The following is a 17,959-nucleotide window of genomic DNA, read 5'->3' on the forward strand; positions in this document are numbered from 1 at the left end:
CGCCTGCACGGCGGCAGCAGGTCGCGTATCGTTCTCAGCGCACAGTCTGTACAGGCTGTGCGCTTTTTCTTTGCCTTCGGATTTCTCTTGCCATGCACAGCCTTCGCCCCATCCAGCGCCCCTTCATGACCGTCGACGTTTTCACCGCCATGCCCTACAAGGGCAATCCGGTGACCGTGGTGCTGGATGCCACGGGGCTGGACACCGCACAGATGCAGGCCTTTGCACGCTGGACGAATCTGTCGGAAACCACCTTTGTGCTGCCGCCCAGCGCAGCGGCACGCGCCCAGGGTGCGGACTACCAGGTGCGCATCTTCACGCCAGCGGCGGAAATGCCGTTTGCAGGACACCCCACACTGGGTACCTGCCACGCCTGGCTGGCGCAGGGCGGGCAGCCACAGCAGGCCGGGCACATCGTGCAGGAATGCGCCAAGGGACTGATCACCATTGAACGCACGGCCGATGGTCTGTCGTTCGCCAACCCGTCCACCAGCGCCATTCCACTGCCCGCCAATCTGCATGAAATCTATGATGCCGTAGGCATCACCACCGAGCAGGTCATCGACGCAGCTTATCTGGACAACGGCCCCCACTGGCTGTGCCTGCTGCTGGACAGCCCCGACACCGTGCTGGCGCTGGAGCCTGACCTGGCACGTATCAAGGCGCTGGGTCACAAAGTGGGCGTGGCCGCGCTCTATCAGGATGGTGACGCCACCCCACTCATTGGCCGTGCCTGCCGCGAAGCCGAGGCGTTTTCTACCGGCCTGCGTGCAGAGCACGCGCCATCGGCCCAGGCCCAGCTGGAAGTGCGCGCCTTTTCCACCACGGGGGTGGAAGACCCTGTCACCGGCAGCCTCAATGGCAGCCTGGCGCAATGGCTGCTCAGCCAGGAGCACCTGCAGGCCCCCTACATGGCCAACCAGGGCGCCTGTGTGGGCCGTGACGGCTGGGTTGCCATCCACCAGGATGCCGCCGGGCAGGTCTGGGTGGGCGGCCAGACCGTCACCTGCGTGCAGGGCAGCGTGATGCTGTAAAGCATCTGCAATCCCCAGCTGGCAACCGATACATAGCTCCCGTGCAGCACGTCTGATGCCCCGCTGCCAAGGCTGTTGCATCACCTGCATTGCCTCTTACAGACGCAAGCAGGTATTGCTCAAAAGCAAATAAAAACAATTCTCAATAACTTAGAATTGCTGCTTTTCAGCCTCTTTGCCTACTTCTATGTATCGCTACCTGATTGCCAGCGCCATCGCTTTGGGCGCTACAACCATTGCACCTGCTTTTGCAACTACACCGGCAGCTGCCGCTACCAGCCAAATTCAGGCACAGGATGTGCTGCAGCACTACAGCAGCTTGGTATATGCCAACTACAGCGACAGCATTGCGGCAGCCAAGCAGATGCAGCAAGCGATTGATGCCTTCATCGCCAACCCCAGCCAGGCTACCCAGGATGCAGCGCGCAAAGCGTGGTTGAATGCGCGCGAGTTCTACGGGCAGACCGAAGCTTTCCGCTTCTACGACGGTCCGATTGACAACGAAGATGGCCCCGAAGGCCAGATCAATGCCTGGCCCATGGACGAGTCCTATGTGGATTATGTTGTGGGCGATGAAAAAGCTGGCCTCATCAATAACCGCAGCGAAGCCATCACCAAAGAGCGTCTGGCTGAGTTGAACGAGCACGATGGTGAAGAAAACATCTCCACCGGCTGGCATGCCATTGAGTTCATGCTCTGGGGACAGGACCTGAATGACAACGGCCCCGGCGCACGCCCCTTTACAGACTTTATCGATGGCAAGGCCCCCAATGCAGACCGCCGCCGTCAATATCTGCAGGTGGTCACAGAACTGCTGCTGGAGGATCTGCAGTCCGTAGCGGATCAATGGAAGCCCGGCGTCAAGGACAACTTCCGCGCGGAATTTGAAAAAGGTGGCGAAGCATCTTTGCGCAAGATTTTTGTGGGCCTGGGCTCCCTGTCCCGCGGAGAGCTGGCAGGAGAGCGTCTGGAAGTAGCCATGGCCAGCCGTGACCAGGAAGATGAGCACTCCTGCTTCTCGGACAACACCCACCGTGATGCCGTCGCCAATGCCCAGGGCATTCAAAACGTCTGGCTGGGCAGCTACAAGCGCCTGGACGGTTCCGAACTCAAGGGCCCCGGCCTGCGTGACTGGGTGGCGGCCCATGATAAGGCGGTTGCAGAAAAAACCACCTTGCAGATTGCAAAGTCTGTGGCTGCAGCCAATGCCATTCCCGCACCATTTGACCAAGCCATCCAAGGGGCACGCGACAGTACTGCACGTGCCAAGATTCAAACCACCATTGATGCACTGACCCAGCAAAGCAAGGACTTGGTAGAAGCCGCCAAGGCTGTTGGCTTTGAACAGCTGAATCTGGTCGAACCCTAAACCTTGCGTTGATTAAAAAGAAGAGCTGCTATCGCTTGGTACAGCTGAATTTCAAAGCTTTATCTCTTTGAAATTCAGTCAAAACAAGCGCTAGCAGCTTCAGTTTTTATAGCTATCAAATTTAGACTTTGTCTATTGCCTGGAATCTACGCAATGAAGCACCTCCCCGTTCACATGACGCTACTGGCCTCTGCCTTGATTTTGGCGGGGTGTTCTGCACAACAGTCTAGCGACTCCAACTCCAACAGCAGCAGCACACCTTCGCAACTGTTTGCACCGCCTGATGCCGATGCTTTACCTGGGGGCAACACTACGGTGTACTCCAACGGGCGCAATGCGTTTTCTTTGCCTGCAGCCAACCTGAACGATGCCGAGCGCACGCGCTTTGCCGTTGGCAACTCTTTCTTCAAGCGCAACTGGGTACAGGCCCCCGCTTCCACCACGGCGCGCGACGGTCTGGGGCCCCACTTCCTGGCACGCTCTTGCGGTGGCTGCCACGTGCAGGATGGCCGTGCGCAGCCGCCTGATTTTCATAACCCTCTCACGCCCCAGCCTTTTGCGGGCTTGCTGATTCGTCTGTCTGTACCCGGCACGGATACACACGGCGGCCCTAAGCATGAGCCCGTTTATGGCGACCAGTTCAACACCATGGGTATCAATGGTGTCAAAGGAGAAGGGCAGCTCAAAATCAGCTACGAAACCGTCCATGGCCACTATGCCGATGACACAGCCTACACGCTGGAAAAGCCCATCTACCATTTTGAAGAATTGGGCTACGGCCCCATGGCGGCAGACTTCATGTTCAGCCCACGCATTGCGCCGCAAGTCATCGGACTGGGTTTGCTAGAAGCCATTCCTGAATCGGAAATTCTGGCCAATGCCGCAGCCCAAGCCGCCACTGCCGGCCCCATCAAAGGCCAGGCTAACTACGTCTGGGATGCCTACGGGCAGCGCATGATGCTGGGCCGTTTTGGATGGAAAGCCAACGTCGCCAGCCTGGCGCACCAAACAGCGGCTGCCTTCCACGGCGACATTGGCATTACCTCCAAGCATTTCCCGCAGCAAACATGCACCGCGGCACAAGCCGATTGCCTTGCGGCCCCCAACGGCAATGCACCCGGCAAAGATGGTGTGGAAATTGAAGACTATGTGCTCGATGACGTCATCTTCTACCAAGCCACTCTCGCGCCTCCTGCTCGCAGGAACCCGAAAGACGAGCAAGTGCTGCGCGGCCAAGCGCTGTTCCATGCTGCACAGTGCGCGCAATGCCACCGTCCCAGTTACCAAACTGGTGAAGCCCTGTTCCCCAGCCTGAGCAGCCAGGCACTCAGCAACCAGACCATCACTCCCTATACCGATTTGCTGCTGCACGACATGGGAGAGGCACTGGCTGACGGCCGCCCTGACTTTGCCGCCAATGGCCGCCAATGGCGCACACCGCCTCTGTGGGGCATCGGCCTGCTGCCAGCCGTGAACAAGCACCATCGACTGCTGCACGACGGCCGTGCCCGCGGCGTGGCTGAGGCCATCCTGTGGCATGGCGGTGAGGCGGAACAAGCCAAGGAACACTTCCGCCATCTATCCGCCCAAGACCGTGAGGCTTTGGTGAAATTTGTGGAATCTTTGTAATGCGCAACTTCTCTCTCGCTATCCCTGCCGCGCTCTCGATATGTCTCCTCAGCGCCTGCACGACCACCACCGAGACGCCTGTTCGCTCTGCAGCGCCTCTGACCTCAGGCGCTGCTGCTCAAGCCTTGTACAGCCAATGGTTTGTGCCGCAGTCAGCGCAGACCAGTGCCGCCGCAAACCAGTTACAGCAACGCATGCATAACTACTGCGCTGGCAAAGCAGACATCACCGCAGTGCGTACGCAATTTGTGCAAACCAGCCAGCAGTGGGATCGCCTATCTACCCTTGCGATGGGACCACAAATTGAACGCCGCACAGCACGCATGGTGGACTTTCAGCCCATGCGCATGCCGCTGCTCAAATCCGCCCTGCGTAAAGCACCCAAAGATTTGGCTGCCATGGAAACCATTGGCGCACCAGCCAAAGGGCTGCCTGCCGCAGAGTATTTGCTGTGGACCGAGGTAGCTCAGCCACACACGCCACAGTGCCACTACGCCACCTTGGTGACTGCCGATATTGCCCAAGAGCTGCTGGCCTTGTATCAGGCCAACCAGGCTGCTGCCCAAGATAGTCCACTGGACTTTGAGAGCAATGCAGAATTCTTGAACCAATGGATTGGTGGTCTGGAGCGCTTGCGCTGGCAGTCTATGGAAAAGCCCTTGCGCAGTGCCACAGCCAGTAAACCCGCACAGCTGACCCGCGCCGCCAGCCAGGGCACGCTGCAAAGCTGGCAAGCACAGTGGGCAGCACTTCAACAGCTGGCGATTGGCATGCCCCAGCAGCCCCACCATGTCAGCATTACTGCGCTGGTAGAAGCCAGGGGATGGAGTCACCTGGCACAAGCATTACGCACCGCAACCCAGCAAGCAGATGCGGCGATGCGTGCAGTCACAGCACCCGATCTACAGGCTATCGCACCTGCCAGCGAAGCGCTCCGCCAGCTGAAGCATTTGGTAGAAACCGATGTGGCCATGGCCCTGGACATCAGCATTGGCTTTTCTGACGCCGATGGCGACTAAGACTCCCATGCCAACGACTCGCAGACAATGGCTGCAAAGCATGGCTGTGCTAGCCATGCTGCCCCTGCATACATGGGGCCAAAACAGAGCCAACAGCCAGCACGTGCGCTTTGCTGCTGCATGGGCACAAGGTTCAGACCTGTTTGTGGGTGTACTGGCCGCCCCCAGTGCGCCTGAGCAGCCACTGCACATCGTGCAAGCACACAGCATTCCGACCCGAGCCCATGGCATGACACAGCTGGCAGATGGCAGCTTGCTGTTTGCCAGCCGCCGCCCCGGCGACTGGTTGCTGCACATTGCGCCGAGCGGACAAGAGCAATGGCTGTGGATTGAGCCTGACCGGGCCTTCAACGGACATGTAATTGCCAGCCTGGATGGCCAGCACCTGTACACCACGGAAACCGATCTGGCCGACAGCCAGGGGCTGATTGGCGTGCGCGATGTACACACCCTGGAAAAAATTGCCGAATGGCATACAGGCGGCATGGACCCTCACCAGCTGCTGCTGGACAAGGACGGAAGCATCATGGTGGCCAATGGTGGCATTCCCACTCAGCCCGAGACCGGGAGGCGCAAGCTCAAGCTGACGCACATGGACTCCTCCATTGTCAGACTGAGCCCGCAAGATGCTGGAAGCATTGCTGGCCAATGGCGTTTGCCAGATCGTCGCCTGAGTTTGCGCCACCTGGCCTGGGGGCCAGCGGTCGCATGGGAACCACAGCAGCGCTGGCTGGGCATTGCCTTGCAGGCCGAGCATGACCACCCCGAGCACAAGCAGTCCGCCCCGGTACTGGCCCTGCTGGACGGCCAGCACCTGCATGCCGTGCCCTTGCCTGCAGGCGCGCAATGGCAAGGTTATGGCGGCGACATCAGCAGCGACGGCACACACTTTGCTGTCAGCTGCCCACGCGCCAACACACTGACGTGGTGGCTTCCTCCTGAAGCGTCAGACGGCACCGCCCAGTGCGTGCAACAGAACACGCAGCAAGGCGTGTACTGCATCAGCAACGACAGCGTGGTGACCCACTCTCTGAAAGCACGTAGCGCCATGCTGTGGTCTGGAGGCAGCCATCAGGTACTGCAATGGCCTCAAGGCCAGACCATTGCTGCAGCAGTACCACTGGCGCTGGATAACCACTGGGTGCAGATCTGAAAAAATCTACGCCTAAACAGCAACGCCAGTTTTGATTCAAAACTGGCGTCGCTTTTCATCAGAAAGGCTTCTGCCTGCTACAGGTTTATAAAAGTCTGAGCCACTCTACCAAGGCGTCAATCTCTTCGGCATTCAAGTTAATCGGCTTCATGTGTGGAGACTTCGGCGGTATATAGGGGTCTGTCGCCGGGTCACCTGCAACCACCCCCATACCAATGTTGTACAGACGCATGAGGCCATGCATGTCTGGGAACAAACCGTTGTGCATCCAGGGGCCTCCTTGCACGACACCGCGCAAGCTCGGCGTCTTGAACCGGCCTAAGTCTTCCTTGTCACGTGTAAATTCAAAGCGGCCCAGATCTTGATTGCGCCGGCCATAGAACGACAGGCCCAGGTCATGGAACTCGTTGTCTGTCAGCAGCGCACCACTGTGGCAATTCATGCAGCGTGCTTTCGTCCGGAACAGGTGCAAGCCCAGAAGCTGCTGGTCAGACAGGACCTTTGTGTCGCCAGCAATCACTTCATCCGCCAACGTTGTCGATGGGCGCAGGGTGCGCACGAAACTGGCAATGGCCGCCACCATTTCATCCTCATCCACCTTCTGAGTGCCGTAGGCCGTCTGTATCAGCGCCTGGTATTGGGGCTGTGCATTCACATGGGCCACCGCAGCGTCGAGCGTGTTGTTCATCTCAAAGGTGTTCTGGATGGAGCCCTTGGACTGTTCTTCCAGAGAGCCTGCACGGCCATCCCAGAACAGCTTTTCCGAGAATGGCGCAGCAAACAAGGTCTGTGCACGACGACGCCCCATGAGCTTGTCCTCACCCACACTCTGCGCCAGCCCATCGGTAAACGCCTTGTCGGCTTGATGACAAGAAGCGCAAGAGACCGCGCCCTTGCGCGACAAACCCGGGTCAAAGAACAGCACCGCCCCCAAAGCACGCTGCGCTTCTGCCTTGGCATCCGCAGGCGGCTGCACCGCAGGAACCGGTGCCATTTCCTTCCATGCCTTGCCTTCATCAATCACCGGCTTGGGCCAATGCCCAGGGGTTCCCTGGTAGCGAGAGCGCAGGCACTCGATATTCCAGCCTGCTTGCTCTCCACATTCGAAGGCCTGGTTGTCCACGGGATTGAGCAAGCGTGCCAAAGCCGTGTTGGGAGCAGAGGCTTGGGCGAGTTTGGTGGTGGCGTTAGGCTCCACGCGTATGGTTTGAGCCATAGTGGTCATGCTCGTCAGCCAAACAACCGCGCCTGCGATACTCCAGAAAGTACGTCGCATATTTCTTTTTAGACTCCGTCTCATTGTGTATGCCATAAAAACTAAAAGCGCAGCCATTACTAGCTGCGCACTTTTAAATACTGTCGCTTTAATCAGCTTATCAAGCGACACTCATTCTCAGAACTCATACCCAACGTTCAACCAAATTTCACGTCCGGTCTGATAACGCACATTGTTCGCAGCAGTCGGTGTTGTCACTGCAATCGGCGCCATGCGGTTGAGCAGGTTCAGAACATCGACATTCAGAAGCAATCCCTTGATCTGCTGCGGCTTCCAGGTGATGGAAGTGTCCCAGGTCCAATACGATGCAAGTCGCTGAGAGCCATAGCGCTCTAACTGCTCTGGCTTGGCAGAAACCCCCAGGTATGTGATGCCACTTTTGCTGCTATTCCAATTGACACGATTCCCCCAGGTCACACCTTGTTTTTGCCAGACCCCTGTCCAGCCAATGCTCAGCCGCCGCGGTTGATTGAAATCACTGGCAGGCTTGTCTTTGCGCAGGATCTTTTGATCGTTATAAATAATCACGTCATCTGGCAGGCTGGCTTCTGCAGCCCAAGCCTCGGCCATATCATGGTTGCGCCAAGCATCGTGCCAGCTGAAATCGACCCGACCGCGCCATTGGGCAGCCAGCGCATTCCAGGGACGCAGCGTCTGCAGGCTCAACGTAGCCGTTTCAGACTTGCCATAACCACCATTCGTGTATACGTATTGGCCATCAATGGAATCGCTTGTCACCGAGTCGCGACTCGTGCGCCGCACATAGGTAAGCCCAGCTTCCAGATATTCAGACAGCTGCTGCGTTACCCCGAAGGCCCATTCATCAGAACGCGGCGTCTTCACACCATCGATCAGATGGATTTGGCCTGCGGCAGGCTTATCGACAGGGTTGCCTTTAGAGTCAATCAGCTGGCGCTGCAGCTTGCTTTTTTCCTGGCTCAGCGCATAGCCCAGCAGGTCCAGACCGAAGTAACGCGACCAGCCAATCCCCAGCTGTGTCTTGCCATTACCCAGCACGTCCCAATCGACACGGCCACGCGGCGCAAAGTTGGTATTCTTGAAATAGTTGTCACGATCAACCCGCGCGCCCAGTATCGCGCTCCAGTTGCCCCACTGCATGGTGTCACTCACATACAGCGACGTGCTGTTATAGCCAGCCTTCACCTTGCCAGCCATATAGTGGGTTTTATTGAAATACTTTTGCGAGCCATCCAACTGCTGTACGGCGCGATAGGCATACGCATCTTGCTTGCGGTCAAAATGCGCATCAATGCTTTGCGCGTCGACGCCCGCATAAATCTTGTGACTCACCGCTCCTGTTTGCAGCGTCTTCCAGTCCATGCGCAACTTGGCAGTCACCTGTTGCTGCTCCAAGGCTTCTGTGCCAAATCCCCCATAGGTATATTGGCTGAGCGACTTGTCAGCAAACTGCTGCGTGACGAACTCCGTCCCGCTGGAGTTACGCTGCGCATTCAATTGGTCCAGACCGAACTTCAGGCTTAGCTTGCCAGCATCCAGCACCTGTGTGGCATCCAGGCCGATGCCATAAGCTTTTTGCTGATTGGTCCATGCAGTATCGGCAAAAAAATTGTCGACCAGATGTTCCTGGCGATCGGCGTATTTCAACGTCAGATTGGTATCTAGCCCCTGTCCCCAGCGCCTATGGAACTTGGCAAAAACGTTGTCCACCTGGTCACTATGGTCGGTCGCGACCAATCGCGTCGTTTTACCATTGGGGATACCAGAAGTACGGTCAAGCACCTTGCCTGTGCGCTGAATCTCCGACTCACGCCGGGAAAAAGCCAGCAATGCGGCAGTCTCGTCTGACAGTTTTACATCAGCGTTGATGCTCGAAAAGTGTTTCTTCCAGCGTGCCGAATATCCGGGCTCCCCCTCCTCCCAGGCTTCTGTCACGCGGGGCGGCATTTTCTGTTGCGTCAAGTTTGAGCTGTTAAAGCTGCGCTTGACCTCCACCTTGTTGGTGCCCTGAGGCGTTTTGATCTGCGCATCGACCACACCACCCGTAAAACGCCCAAACTCGACGGGCACACGGTTGTCATACACCTCCACTGAATCAAGCAGTTCTGTGTCAATGTTGTAGGCCTGCGAAAACCCAGGCACATTGCCCACTTGCAAATTCAGGTTCTGATTTTGAGGACTGATGACATTCGTAGCACTGATGCCATCGACCTGAAACTGATTCTGGTACGGACTCTGTCCATGGATGGAGAAAGACTCTGGTGCTAAGCTGCCGCGATTACCAGCCCCATTTACTGTGGGGTTCTGCCGCACGGCAGGATGGTTCGCTACCAGTGAAGAGATATCGCGATTACCTTCTGGGGTTGCATCCATCTCTTCACGTGTATAAACGCGCACCTCCAAACTTTGTGCTGTCACGTGGACCGTCGGCATGCTTTTTTCTGCTGCACTGTGGCCACTTTCATCATCTACTGCCCACGCAGCACCTCCTACCCCACATGCCGCAGCTACTGCGATGACTCTCTCCCACGTGGCCATGTTTTTTCACTTCTCCATTTGTATCTTTAAAGAATCAGCTATTCTATATAAAAATAAGAATGGTTATCATTTAGATAAGCAGTAAAAATACCTTGGTCACGCAAAAGACAGCCTCTTCAAAAGGCCTTAATCAGAATCCCTGTGCATGGGAACCATCTACCTTGTTCGCCACGGCCAGGCGTCTTTCGGGGCCGATAACTATGACCAGCTCAGCGCACTGGGCCTGCAGCAGGCGCAGCAGCTGGGGCGTTACTGGCAGGAGCGCGGCATGCGCTTTGATGCGGTCTACACCGGCACGCTGCAGCGGCATGTGCAGACGCTGGCGGGCATACAGGACGGCCTGCCCGACCTGCCCGAAGCCACGGCGCTGCCTGCACTCAATGAATACGACAGCCATGCACTGATACGGTGTATGCAGGCTGAGCCTCTGGGCCCGGCTTGCACGCCCGAAGGCTTCAAAGCCCACTTTCGTCTGCTGTGCGATGCGCTGGCGCAATGGATGGCTGGCGTCATTTCCCCCGAAGGCATGCCCAGCTGGCAGGCCTTCTCAGACGGGGTGCGCCATTCACTGGAGCAGATGCGCCAGCAGCACCATGCAGGCCAGGTGCTGGTGGTCAGCAGCGGCGGGCCGATTGCCACCGCCATCAGCTCCGTACTGGGCACTTCCCCCGAAGTGGCGATCGCCCTCAACATGCGCATCCGCAATACTGCCATCACAGCGCTGAGCATGAGCCCCAAGCGTCTGATGCTGCAAAGCTTTAACACCCTGAACCATCTGGATACGCCAGACACCCGAGGCTGGGAGACATTTGCCTGAAGGCATAGACAATTGCTGGCAAAGCACTACAGCGATGTAAGCACATGCTGCAAAGTGCAGGTCTGCACAAGGATTCGCAAGCATTTGTCACACGGCCGGTGCACAATGGTCAGTCCGACCTTCAGGGATGCAGTATGTCTTCTTCCACCAGCCTTGACACGCATGCACCGCGACCACCTGCTGCTACGCTCCAGCGCTGGCAGCGCCTGTGTGGCGATCAGGCGCTGGTGTGCCTGCACCTGTTCGCACACAGCAGCCAGGTGCTGATCTACGCACAGCCGCACGGGTCCGACGCGCCTGTGGCCCTGCAACTGCCTCTGGGGCTGGACCTGCTGGCGCAGCAGGTGTTTGGCAACCGCATGCCGAACGAGGCCCAGCTGGAACACGGCATCATGCTGGTCGAAGACACCATCATGCCTGTGGCCACCCAGATTCCAGCGCACAGCATGCTGCTGCTCAATGACCGGCTGCTGCATGCCGTGGGTCGCAGTGCACTGGGCCGTGCCCAGGCACACACCCACAGCGTGCGCCGCGAGGCGGTGGAAACACTGTTCAATCTGCTGGTCATGCAAGCCATGCACCCGCAGGTGCCCATCCACGATGTGCCGCAGACCCCGCAGGCCGCAGCAGCCCTGCTCATACTGCGTGAAGTGCTGCACCACTGGCAGCTGGAGTCCGTGCTGCTGGACGATCAACCCAGCGGCTGAGGCTGCCCACCTACCGTGCCCTCAGGCAGGGCATGAATTTCTGCGCACAGCTGCGCCAGACTGGCAGCAGCCCCCTGCACCAGTGCTTGCCCGCGCTGAGCATCTGCGGCAGCGGCATTGCCCGCTGCGCCCTGAGGGTTGTAGTCCTGCATGGCCCAGCCTAGCTTGGCGCTTTTGCCATTGCCCAGAATGGGAAACTGCCGGGCTCGCACTTCGGAACTGCTGGCAAAGTGGCGCGCATGCTCCATGCGCACCAGCTCAGGGGCCAGATGCAGCATCATGGAAGTCTCGGTCTCGCCACCATGCACACCAAAGCGGTGTTCATGGGCGCTGAAGGCTTCGTTCACCCCTGCTGGCTGCGGCAGGTTGAACCAGCTGCTGTGGTAGACCAGCAGCCCGCACTGCATGCGCAGCTGGCGCGCCACGATGTCCATGCTGCTCACATTGCCGCCGTGGGCATTAAAGATCAGCAGCTTCTTCACCCCGGCACGTGCCACGCAGACCCCCAGCTCCGTCCAGACAGCCAGCAGGGTGGCTGGAGACAGGCTCAGCGTGCCCGCGTAGTCCTGGTGCTCCAGACTCAAGCCAATAGCCTGCGTAGGCAGCACCAGCACCGGCACATCGGCAGCCATCAGTGGCAGGGCCGCGTCCACAACGCCTTCCACCAGCGCCGTATCGACCTTGAGCGGCAGGTGTGGGCCATGCTGCTCCACCGCGCCCACCGGCAGGATGGCCACCGTCTGCGCCGCCAGGCCGCTGCGCTGGGCAAGCGCAAAGTCACGTGCGGACACATCGGCCCAGCGCCTGGAAGGCCAAGCCTGCAATGCAGCAGCATCTGCCATGTCAGAAGAAAAAGAGGTGGTGTTTTGGCACATGCTGCAATCTTAGGCGCTGTCCGGCAGACTGGGCGCACGATAGACCCACAATCCCTCTATGCCCTCCAGCCCTACCCGAGACCTGACCCAAGGCCCTATTGCCCGCACCCTGGTGGTGTTTGCCCTGCCCATTCTGGCGGGCAATGTGCTGCAGTCCCTCAATGGCTCTGTCAACGCCATGTGGATCGGTCACTACCTGGGTGAAGCCGCCATCACCGCCACGGCGAATGCCAACAACATCATGTTCCTGCTGATTGGGCTGGTGTTTGGCGTGGGCATGGCTGCCACCATCCTCGTCGCGCAAAGCATGGGGGCCAAAGATTTGCAGCAGGCCCGCCGTGTCATGGGCACCAGCGCCACGTTTTTTGGTCTTGCATCGATAGGCATTGCGGCACTGGGCTACCCGCTGTCACGCCATATTCTGAACTGGATGGGCACGCCAGACGCAGCCTTGCCGCTGGCTGAAAGCTATCTGCGCGTCATCTTTCTGGCCATTCCGCTGCTGTACCTGTTTGCCTTTGTCTCGGCCATTTTGCGCGGTGCAGGCGATACCCGCACCCCGTTTCTGTTCCTGCTGCTGGTGGTGGTGCTAGACGTCATTCTCAACCCGGTACTGATTTTTGGCTGGGGGCCATTCCCGGCCATGGGCATCACCGGCGCGGCCACCGCCACACTGGTGTCCAACGCCATCAGCTTTGTCGCCATGCTGCTGTGGCTCTACCACCGCAGACACCCCTTGTGGATTGGGCGCAGGCAGCTGCACTACTTCCTGCCCCATGCGGCCATCCTGCGTGCGCTGGTGGTCAAAGGCCTGCCCATGGGCGCACAGATGGTGATGATTTCGCTGGCCATGCTCATGATGATGAGCATGGTCAACAGCTATGGCATTGACACCTCGTCCGCCTACGGCGCGGCGCTGCAGCTGTGGACCTATGTGCAAATGCCGGCCATGGCCATCGGCGCGGCCTGCTCCACCATGGCGGCACAGAATGTGGGCGCCAAGCTCTGGCAGCGCGTGGATGGCACCGCCACTGCAGGCATCTGGTGCAACATCTGGATGACCGGTCTGCTGATCATTCCGCTGGTGCTGCTGGATCGCCATGTACTGGGCCTGTTTCTCCCCGCAGGCAGCGCCGCGCTTGAGGCAGCGCGCCACCTCAACCACATTGCCATTGGCTCGTTTGTGTTCTTTGGCGTGACCTTTGTCATCTCCGGCGTGGTGCGCTCTACCGGCGCCGTGATTCCACCGCTGGTCATTCTGGCCATTTCGCTGTGGGGCATACGCCTGCCGCTGGCCAAATGGCTGCAGCCCTGGCTGGGTGCAGATGCCATCTGGTGGAGCTTTCCCGCAAGCTCCATCTGCGCCATGCTCATGAGTCTGGCCTACTACCGCTGGGGCCGCTGGCGCGAGGCACGCATGCTGCCCACTGCCGATGAAGAGACCGTGGCCACACCCGCCGAAATTGGCGGTCAGCCCCCAGCCCCTGTCTGCGCCTTGCGGCGCCTGCACCAGCCCGACGCCCCGTCATCACGCCCTAGGGCGTGTTCACATAAAGCTTGAGATTCGCGTTGAAGGCTTGGGGATGGGATGCTAGGCGCGGTGGCGCAGCAATGCCGGGCGCCTTGCAAGCCGCCGCAACAACGCAGACCGCCCCAAGCCTTCAACCCCATTTGTGATCTCCATAATCAGGGGCAGCCACGACAAGGCCGCCACTGCATTGTTGCCCGCCTTGCGCGGGTGCGCACCCGCGCTGCGCCGTGCGTCGCGCATTGCCAGCCTTGTCGTGGCTGCGCGAACCCAATGTTGATGTGAACACGCCCTAGCTGACCCAGCAGCGCAGGCAGAAAAAGCTGCACACCGGGTGCGCGGGGAACCACAATACGGTTTCTGCCTCCAAGCTTTGCCATGCCAACTCGCCGTTTCTTTTCTTTCCGCCGTTTCCATGCACAAGCGCTGACCCTGGGTGTTGTGGCATGGCTGTTCTGTGCCGTCCTGCTGCCCATGGTTGCCCATGCCCAGCTGCGGCTGAATCTGGGCAGCGCTGCTGCCGCAGGCCCTGCAGACACCATCACCACCCCGCATGTGCAGGCACAGCTGGTAGCTCTGGCTCCGGAAGGTGTGGCAGCTGGCAAGCCTTTGACGCTGGGACTGCGCATCCAGCATCAGCCAGACTGGCATACCTACTGGCAGAACCCTGGTGATTCCGGCCTGCCCACGCAGCTGAACTGGACACTGCCTGCGGGCATGCAGGCTGGTGATATCGACTGGCCCGTCCCCCAGCAGATTCGTGTGGGCGACATGCTCAACTACGGTTATGAAGGCACGGTACTACTGCCTGTGCCCGTCACCGTTGGCAGTGCATTTCAGCCCGGTACCGACCACAGCACCGAGCTGCGCCTGCATGCCTCCTGGCTGGTGTGCCGTGTGGAGTGCATTCCGGAAGAAGGCGAATTCCTGCTGCGCCTGCCCACCGATGTGAGCGACACCCAGTGGGCCACCGAATTTGCACAGGCGCTGGCCCAGGTGCCGCAGGCTCTACCTGAAGCGCAAGCCAGCCTCAGTGCCCAGCCTGATAGCGACCGCGTACAGCTGCGCGTGCAAGGCCTGCCTGCTCTGGCGCAGGGACAGACCCTGGCGTTTTACCCGCAGACGGCAGATACCTTTCAGCATGCAGCACCCATCGCCCAGCGCTGGGATGGCAATGTCTGGAGTGCCGAGCTGCCGCTGTCCACCATGCGTGGCGACACGCCGGCCATGCTGGACTTTGTGCTGGGTCTGCCCGGTGCCACAGGCGATGTAGCCCATGCGCCCCCCTCACAGGCCTGGCAGCTGACAGCAGCCGTACAAGGCCAGTGGAAAGCGGCAGAGCTGGCTCAGGTGTCACCTGCACTGGCGGCTGCACTGGCGGCCAATCAGGCTGCAGCACAGCCCATCAGCGATGTCCCCAGCGCCAGCAGCTGGGCCATGGCACTGGTTGGTGGCCTACTGGGTGGTCTGCTGCTCAACCTCATGCCCTGCGTCTTTCCGGTGCTGGCCATCAAGCTCATGGGTTTTGCACGCCATGGCGGTGACCAGCGCGCGCAGCGCCACGGTGGTCTGGCCTATGCAGCCGGGGTGATTCTGAGCTTTGTGGCGCTCGGTGCTCTGCTGCTGGCCCTGCGTGCAGCGGGTGAGCAACTGGGCTGGGGCTTTCAGCTGCAATCGCCCTTGGTGGTCGCCGCGCTGGCAGCACTGTTCACCCTGATCGGCCTGAACCTGGCCGGTGTGTTTGAGCTGGGCAATATCGTGCCCGACCGCGTAGCCAATCTGCATGCGCGTCACCCGCTGGGCGATGCCTTTGTCTCCGGTGTCGTGGCGGTGGCGATTGCCTCGCCCTGCACCGCGCCCTTCATGGGTGCTTCGCTGGGCTTTGCCGTGGGCATGCCTGCTGTGCAGGCGCTGGCCGTATTTGCCGCGCTGGGCATTGGCATGGCCCTGCCCTATGTGCTGGTGAGTTTTGTGCCTGCCCTGCTGCGTTGGCTGCCACGTCCCGGTGCATGGATGAACACCTTCCGCCGCGCCATGGCCTTCCCCATGTTTGCCACCGTCGTGTGGCTGGTCTGGGTGCTGGGCCAGCAAAGCGGGATTGACGGGGCAGCCGCCCTGCTGGCGCTGCTGCTGTGTCTGACCGCCCTCGTGTGGGTGCTGACCCTGCAGGGCCGCACACGCGTGCTGCTGGGTGTGCTGGTCCTGGCATTTTCGGCATGGCTGGTGCAGGGCATGGGCCGCTCCATCACCGAGCCTGTCGCGCAGGCCAGCCAGAGCAGCAGCGGCTGGCAGGCGTGGTCCCCCGCCGCACAGGAGCAGCTGCTGGCTCAGGGCCGCCCCGTGTTTGTGGACTACACCGCCGCATGGTGTGTGACCTGCCAGTACAACAAGCGCACTACGCTGTCGGACGCCAAGGTACTGGCCGACTTTGCGGCTCATGGCGTGGCCCTGCTGCGCGCAGACTGGACGCGGCGCGAGCCCACCATCACCGCCGCGCTGGCGGCCCTTGGCCGCAATGGTGTGCCCGTGTATGTGCTACTGGCACCAGGCAAGGCGCCCATCGTCATGACCGAGCTACTCACCCGCCAGGAAGTGCATGACGCACTGGCAACGCTCTGATAAAAATAGCTGCCAGCGCTTGAAAAACAAAGATTTCAGTATGATTTATGCCTGAAATACTTTAAAAACAAGCGCTAGCAGCTCTATTTTTTGAGGGCCAGCAGCCTTGGCTGCCGCGCCTGCAAACAGCAAAAAACCTCCCGAAGGAGGTTGCTGTGGATGCAGTTTGGCAGGCTTACACACCGCGTGCGCGGTCAGCCTTGAACTTGGCGCGGAACTCGGCAAAAGTGCCCGCTTCCAGCGCATCGCGGATTTCCTGCATCAGATTCAGGTAATAGTGCAGGTTGTGGATGGTGGTCAGCATGGGGCCCAGCATTTCGCCGCAACGGTCCAGGTGATGCAGGTAGGCGCGGCTGAAGCCATCACGGCCGCCATCGTCCCAGCTCACACCGCTCTTGCCCGCGCAGGCATGGCAGGTGCAGGTGGTGTCCAGCGGCTGGTGATCGGTCTTGTGGCGGGCATTGCGCAGCTTCAGATCGCCATAGCGGGTGAACACCGTGCCGTTGCGCGCATTGCGGGTAGGCATCACACAGTCAAACATGTCCACGCCATCGGCCACGCCCTGCACCAGATCTTCTGGTGTGCCCACCCCCATCAGGTAGCGGGGCTTGTTGGCAGGCAGCAGGTGGGGCGTGTGCGCCATGATTTCCAGCATCTCGTCCTTGGGTTCACCCACGGAGACGCCGCCAACGGCGTAGCCGGGGAAGTCCATCTCCACCAGCGCTTCCAGCGACTCCTGGCGCAGATTGGTGTACATGCCGCCCTGCACAATGCCAAACAGCGCGTTGGGATTCTCCAGACGCTCGAACTCGTCCTTGGAGCGCTTGGCCCAGCGGCGGCTCATTTCCATGGACTTGCGCGCTTCGGCTTCCGTGGTCTTCTTGCCGTTGGTCTCGTACGGGGTGCACTCGTCGAGCTGCATGACGATGTCGGAGTTGAGCACCGTCTGAATCTGCATGCTCACCTCGGGCGACATGAACAGCTTGTCGCCATTCACAGGGCTCTGGAAGTGCACACCTTCTTCCGTGATCTTGCGCATGGCGCCCAGGCTCCACACCTGAAAGCCGCCCGAGTCGGTCAGGATGGGCTTGTTCCACTTCTCAAAGCCATGCAGACCACCAAAGGTCTTCATGATGTCCAGGCCGGGGCGCATCCACAGGTGGAAGGTGTTGCCCAGAATGATTTGTGCGCCCATTTCTTCGAGGCTGCGCGGCATCACACCCTTGACGGTGCCATAGGTGCCAACGGGCATGAAGATGGGGGTCTGCACCACGCCATGGTTGAGCGTGAGCTTGCCACGGCGGGCGTGGCTGGTGGGGTCGGTTTTGAGAAGTTCGAACTGCAGCATGATGGCGCGCATTGTCCCAGAAGGCGGCTTGCGTTGCCGCAGCATGCAGGGTGCCGGGGTGCTCTATA

At 59.8% G+C, this 17,959-nt stretch carries 13 protein-coding genes; 9 read left to right on the plus strand and 4 right to left on the minus strand.

The genetic code is table 11. The features are described 5' to 3' along the window. Positions 1 to 92: 92 nt before the first annotated feature. The 5 genes from B5M06_RS04430 (at position 93) to B5M06_RS04450 (ending at position 6,204) form a co-directional block, all read left to right on the plus strand. A complete protein-coding gene (locus B5M06_RS04430; RefSeq protein ID WP_054066008.1) occupies positions 93 to 1,034 on the plus strand; it encodes a PhzF family phenazine biosynthesis protein in 942 nt (313 codons plus the stop codon). A 187-nt stretch (positions 1,035 to 1,221) separates the two neighbouring features. Then, positions 1,222 to 2,403, plus strand: a complete 1,182-nt coding sequence (locus B5M06_RS04435; protein ID WP_054066009.1) for an imelysin family protein — start codon at positions 1,222 to 1,224, stop codon at positions 2,401 to 2,403. 153 nt (positions 2,404 to 2,556) lie between these two features. Beyond that, a complete protein-coding gene (locus B5M06_RS04440; RefSeq protein ID WP_054066010.1) occupies positions 2,557 to 4,032 on the plus strand; it encodes a di-heme oxidoreductase family protein in 1,476 nt (491 codons plus the stop codon). Next, positions 4,032 to 5,051, plus strand: a complete 1,020-nt coding sequence (locus B5M06_RS04445; protein WP_077393427.1) for an imelysin family protein — start codon at positions 4,032 to 4,034, stop codon at positions 5,049 to 5,051. The genes B5M06_RS04440 and B5M06_RS04445 overlap by 1 nt, the downstream gene beginning before the upstream one ends. Positions 5,052 to 5,058: 7 nt before the next feature. Next, positions 5,059 to 6,204: a DUF1513 domain-containing protein gene (locus B5M06_RS04450; RefSeq protein WP_240183996.1), complete on the plus strand. Its 1,146-nt coding sequence runs from the start codon at positions 5,059 to 5,061 to the stop codon at positions 6,202 to 6,204. A gap of 85 nt (positions 6,205 to 6,289) precedes the next feature. On the opposite strand, the gene B5M06_RS04455 is transcribed toward B5M06_RS04450, so the two are convergent. Together B5M06_RS04455 and B5M06_RS04460 are read right to left on the minus strand one after the other, a co-directional pair. Next, the gene (locus B5M06_RS04455; RefSeq protein ID WP_077344586.1) at positions 6,290 to 7,420 is read right to left on the minus strand and encodes a cytochrome-c peroxidase; all 1,131 of its coding nucleotides are present in this window, start codon (positions 7,418 to 7,420) and stop codon (positions 6,290 to 6,292) included. 177 nt (positions 7,421 to 7,597) lie between these two features. After that, the gene (locus B5M06_RS04460) at positions 7,598 to 9,892 is read right to left on the minus strand and encodes a TonB-dependent receptor plug domain-containing protein (RefSeq protein ID WP_162777392.1); all 2,295 of its coding nucleotides are present in this window, start codon (positions 9,890 to 9,892) and stop codon (positions 7,598 to 7,600) included. A 250-nt stretch (positions 9,893 to 10,142) separates the two neighbouring features. Here B5M06_RS04460 and B5M06_RS04465 point away from each other — a divergent pair, with 250 nt between their 5' ends. Next, complete coding sequence (locus B5M06_RS04465; RefSeq protein WP_054066014.1) at positions 10,143 to 10,814, plus strand: histidine phosphatase family protein; 672 nt, start codon at positions 10,143 to 10,145, stop codon at positions 10,812 to 10,814. Positions 10,815 to 10,948: 134 nt separating this feature from the next. Then, positions 10,949 to 11,521, plus strand: coding sequence for a hypothetical protein (locus B5M06_RS04470; RefSeq protein ID WP_130932648.1), 573 nt, complete (start codon positions 10,949 to 10,951; stop codon positions 11,519 to 11,521). Here the strand turns inward: B5M06_RS04470 and B5M06_RS04475 are convergent. Beyond that, complete coding sequence (locus tag B5M06_RS04475; protein WP_420809975.1) at positions 11,506 to 12,396, minus strand: creatininase family protein; 891 nt, start codon at positions 12,394 to 12,396, stop codon at positions 11,506 to 11,508. The genes B5M06_RS04470 and B5M06_RS04475 overlap by 16 nt on opposite strands. A 58-nt stretch (positions 12,397 to 12,454) precedes the next feature. Between B5M06_RS04475 and B5M06_RS04480 the strand changes: the two genes are divergently transcribed. Together B5M06_RS04480 and B5M06_RS04485 are read left to right on the plus strand one after the other, a co-directional pair. Beyond that, positions 12,455 to 13,957, plus strand: coding sequence for an MATE family efflux transporter (locus B5M06_RS04480; RefSeq protein WP_077344589.1), 1,503 nt, complete (start codon positions 12,455 to 12,457; stop codon positions 13,955 to 13,957). A gap of 345 nt (positions 13,958 to 14,302) precedes the next feature. Beyond that, positions 14,303 to 16,543, plus strand: a complete 2,241-nt coding sequence (locus tag B5M06_RS04485) for a protein-disulfide reductase DsbD family protein (RefSeq protein ID WP_054065689.1) — start codon at positions 14,303 to 14,305, stop codon at positions 16,541 to 16,543. Between the two features lie 175 nt (positions 16,544 to 16,718). On the opposite strand, the gene tgt is transcribed toward B5M06_RS04485, so the two are convergent. Further along, positions 16,719 to 17,891 carry a tRNA guanosine(34) transglycosylase Tgt gene (gene tgt / locus B5M06_RS04490; RefSeq protein ID WP_054065716.1) on the minus strand — a complete coding sequence of 391 codons (1,173 nt, stop codon included), beginning with the start codon at positions 17,889 to 17,891 and terminating at the stop codon, positions 16,719 to 16,721. Between the last annotated feature and the right edge of the window lie 68 nt (positions 17,892 to 17,959).

The sequence above is a fragment of the Comamonas kerstersii genome (genome assembly GCF_002056725.1).
In the GTDB taxonomy this organism is placed as follows: Bacteria; Pseudomonadota; Gammaproteobacteria; order Burkholderiales; family Burkholderiaceae_C; genus Comamonas; species Comamonas kerstersii.

Excerpts from the sequence above, each read along its gene's own strand:
- B5M06_RS04430 (WP_054066008.1), top strand. The coding sequence starts at position 93 with ATGCACAGCCTTCGCCCCATCCAGCGCCCCTTCATGACCGTCGACGTT.
- B5M06_RS04435 (WP_054066009.1), top strand. The coding sequence starts at position 1,222 with ATGTATCGCTACCTGATTGCCAGCGCCATCGCTTTGGGCGCTACAACC.
- B5M06_RS04440 (WP_054066010.1), top strand. The coding sequence starts at position 2,557 with ATGAAGCACCTCCCCGTTCACATGACGCTACTGGCCTCTGCCTTGATT.
- B5M06_RS04445 (WP_077393427.1), top strand. The coding sequence starts at position 4,032 with ATGCGCAACTTCTCTCTCGCTATCCCTGCCGCGCTCTCGATATGTCTC.
- B5M06_RS04450 (WP_240183996.1), top strand. The coding sequence starts at position 5,059 with ATGCCAACGACTCGCAGACAATGGCTGCAAAGCATGGCTGTGCTAGCC.
- B5M06_RS04455 (WP_077344586.1), bottom strand. The coding sequence starts at position 7,420 with ATGGCTCAAACCATACGCGTGGAGCCTAACGCCACCACCAAACTCGCC.
- B5M06_RS04460 (WP_162777392.1), bottom strand. The coding sequence starts at position 9,892 with ATGCCGACGGTCCACGTGACAGCACAAAGTTTGGAGGTGCGCGTTTAT.
- B5M06_RS04465 (WP_054066014.1), top strand. The coding sequence starts at position 10,143 with ATGGGAACCATCTACCTTGTTCGCCACGGCCAGGCGTCTTTCGGGGCC.
- B5M06_RS04470 (WP_130932648.1), top strand. The coding sequence starts at position 10,949 with ATGTCTTCTTCCACCAGCCTTGACACGCATGCACCGCGACCACCTGCT.
- B5M06_RS04475 (WP_420809975.1), bottom strand. The coding sequence starts at position 12,396 with ATGTGCCAAAACACCACCTCTTTTTCTTCTGACATGGCAGATGCTGCT.
- B5M06_RS04480 (WP_077344589.1), top strand. The coding sequence starts at position 12,455 with ATGCCCTCCAGCCCTACCCGAGACCTGACCCAAGGCCCTATTGCCCGC.
- B5M06_RS04485 (WP_054065689.1), top strand. The coding sequence starts at position 14,303 with ATGCCAACTCGCCGTTTCTTTTCTTTCCGCCGTTTCCATGCACAAGCG.
- tgt (WP_054065716.1), bottom strand. The coding sequence starts at position 17,891 with ATGCTGCAGTTCGAACTTCTCAAAACCGACCCCACCAGCCACGCCCGC.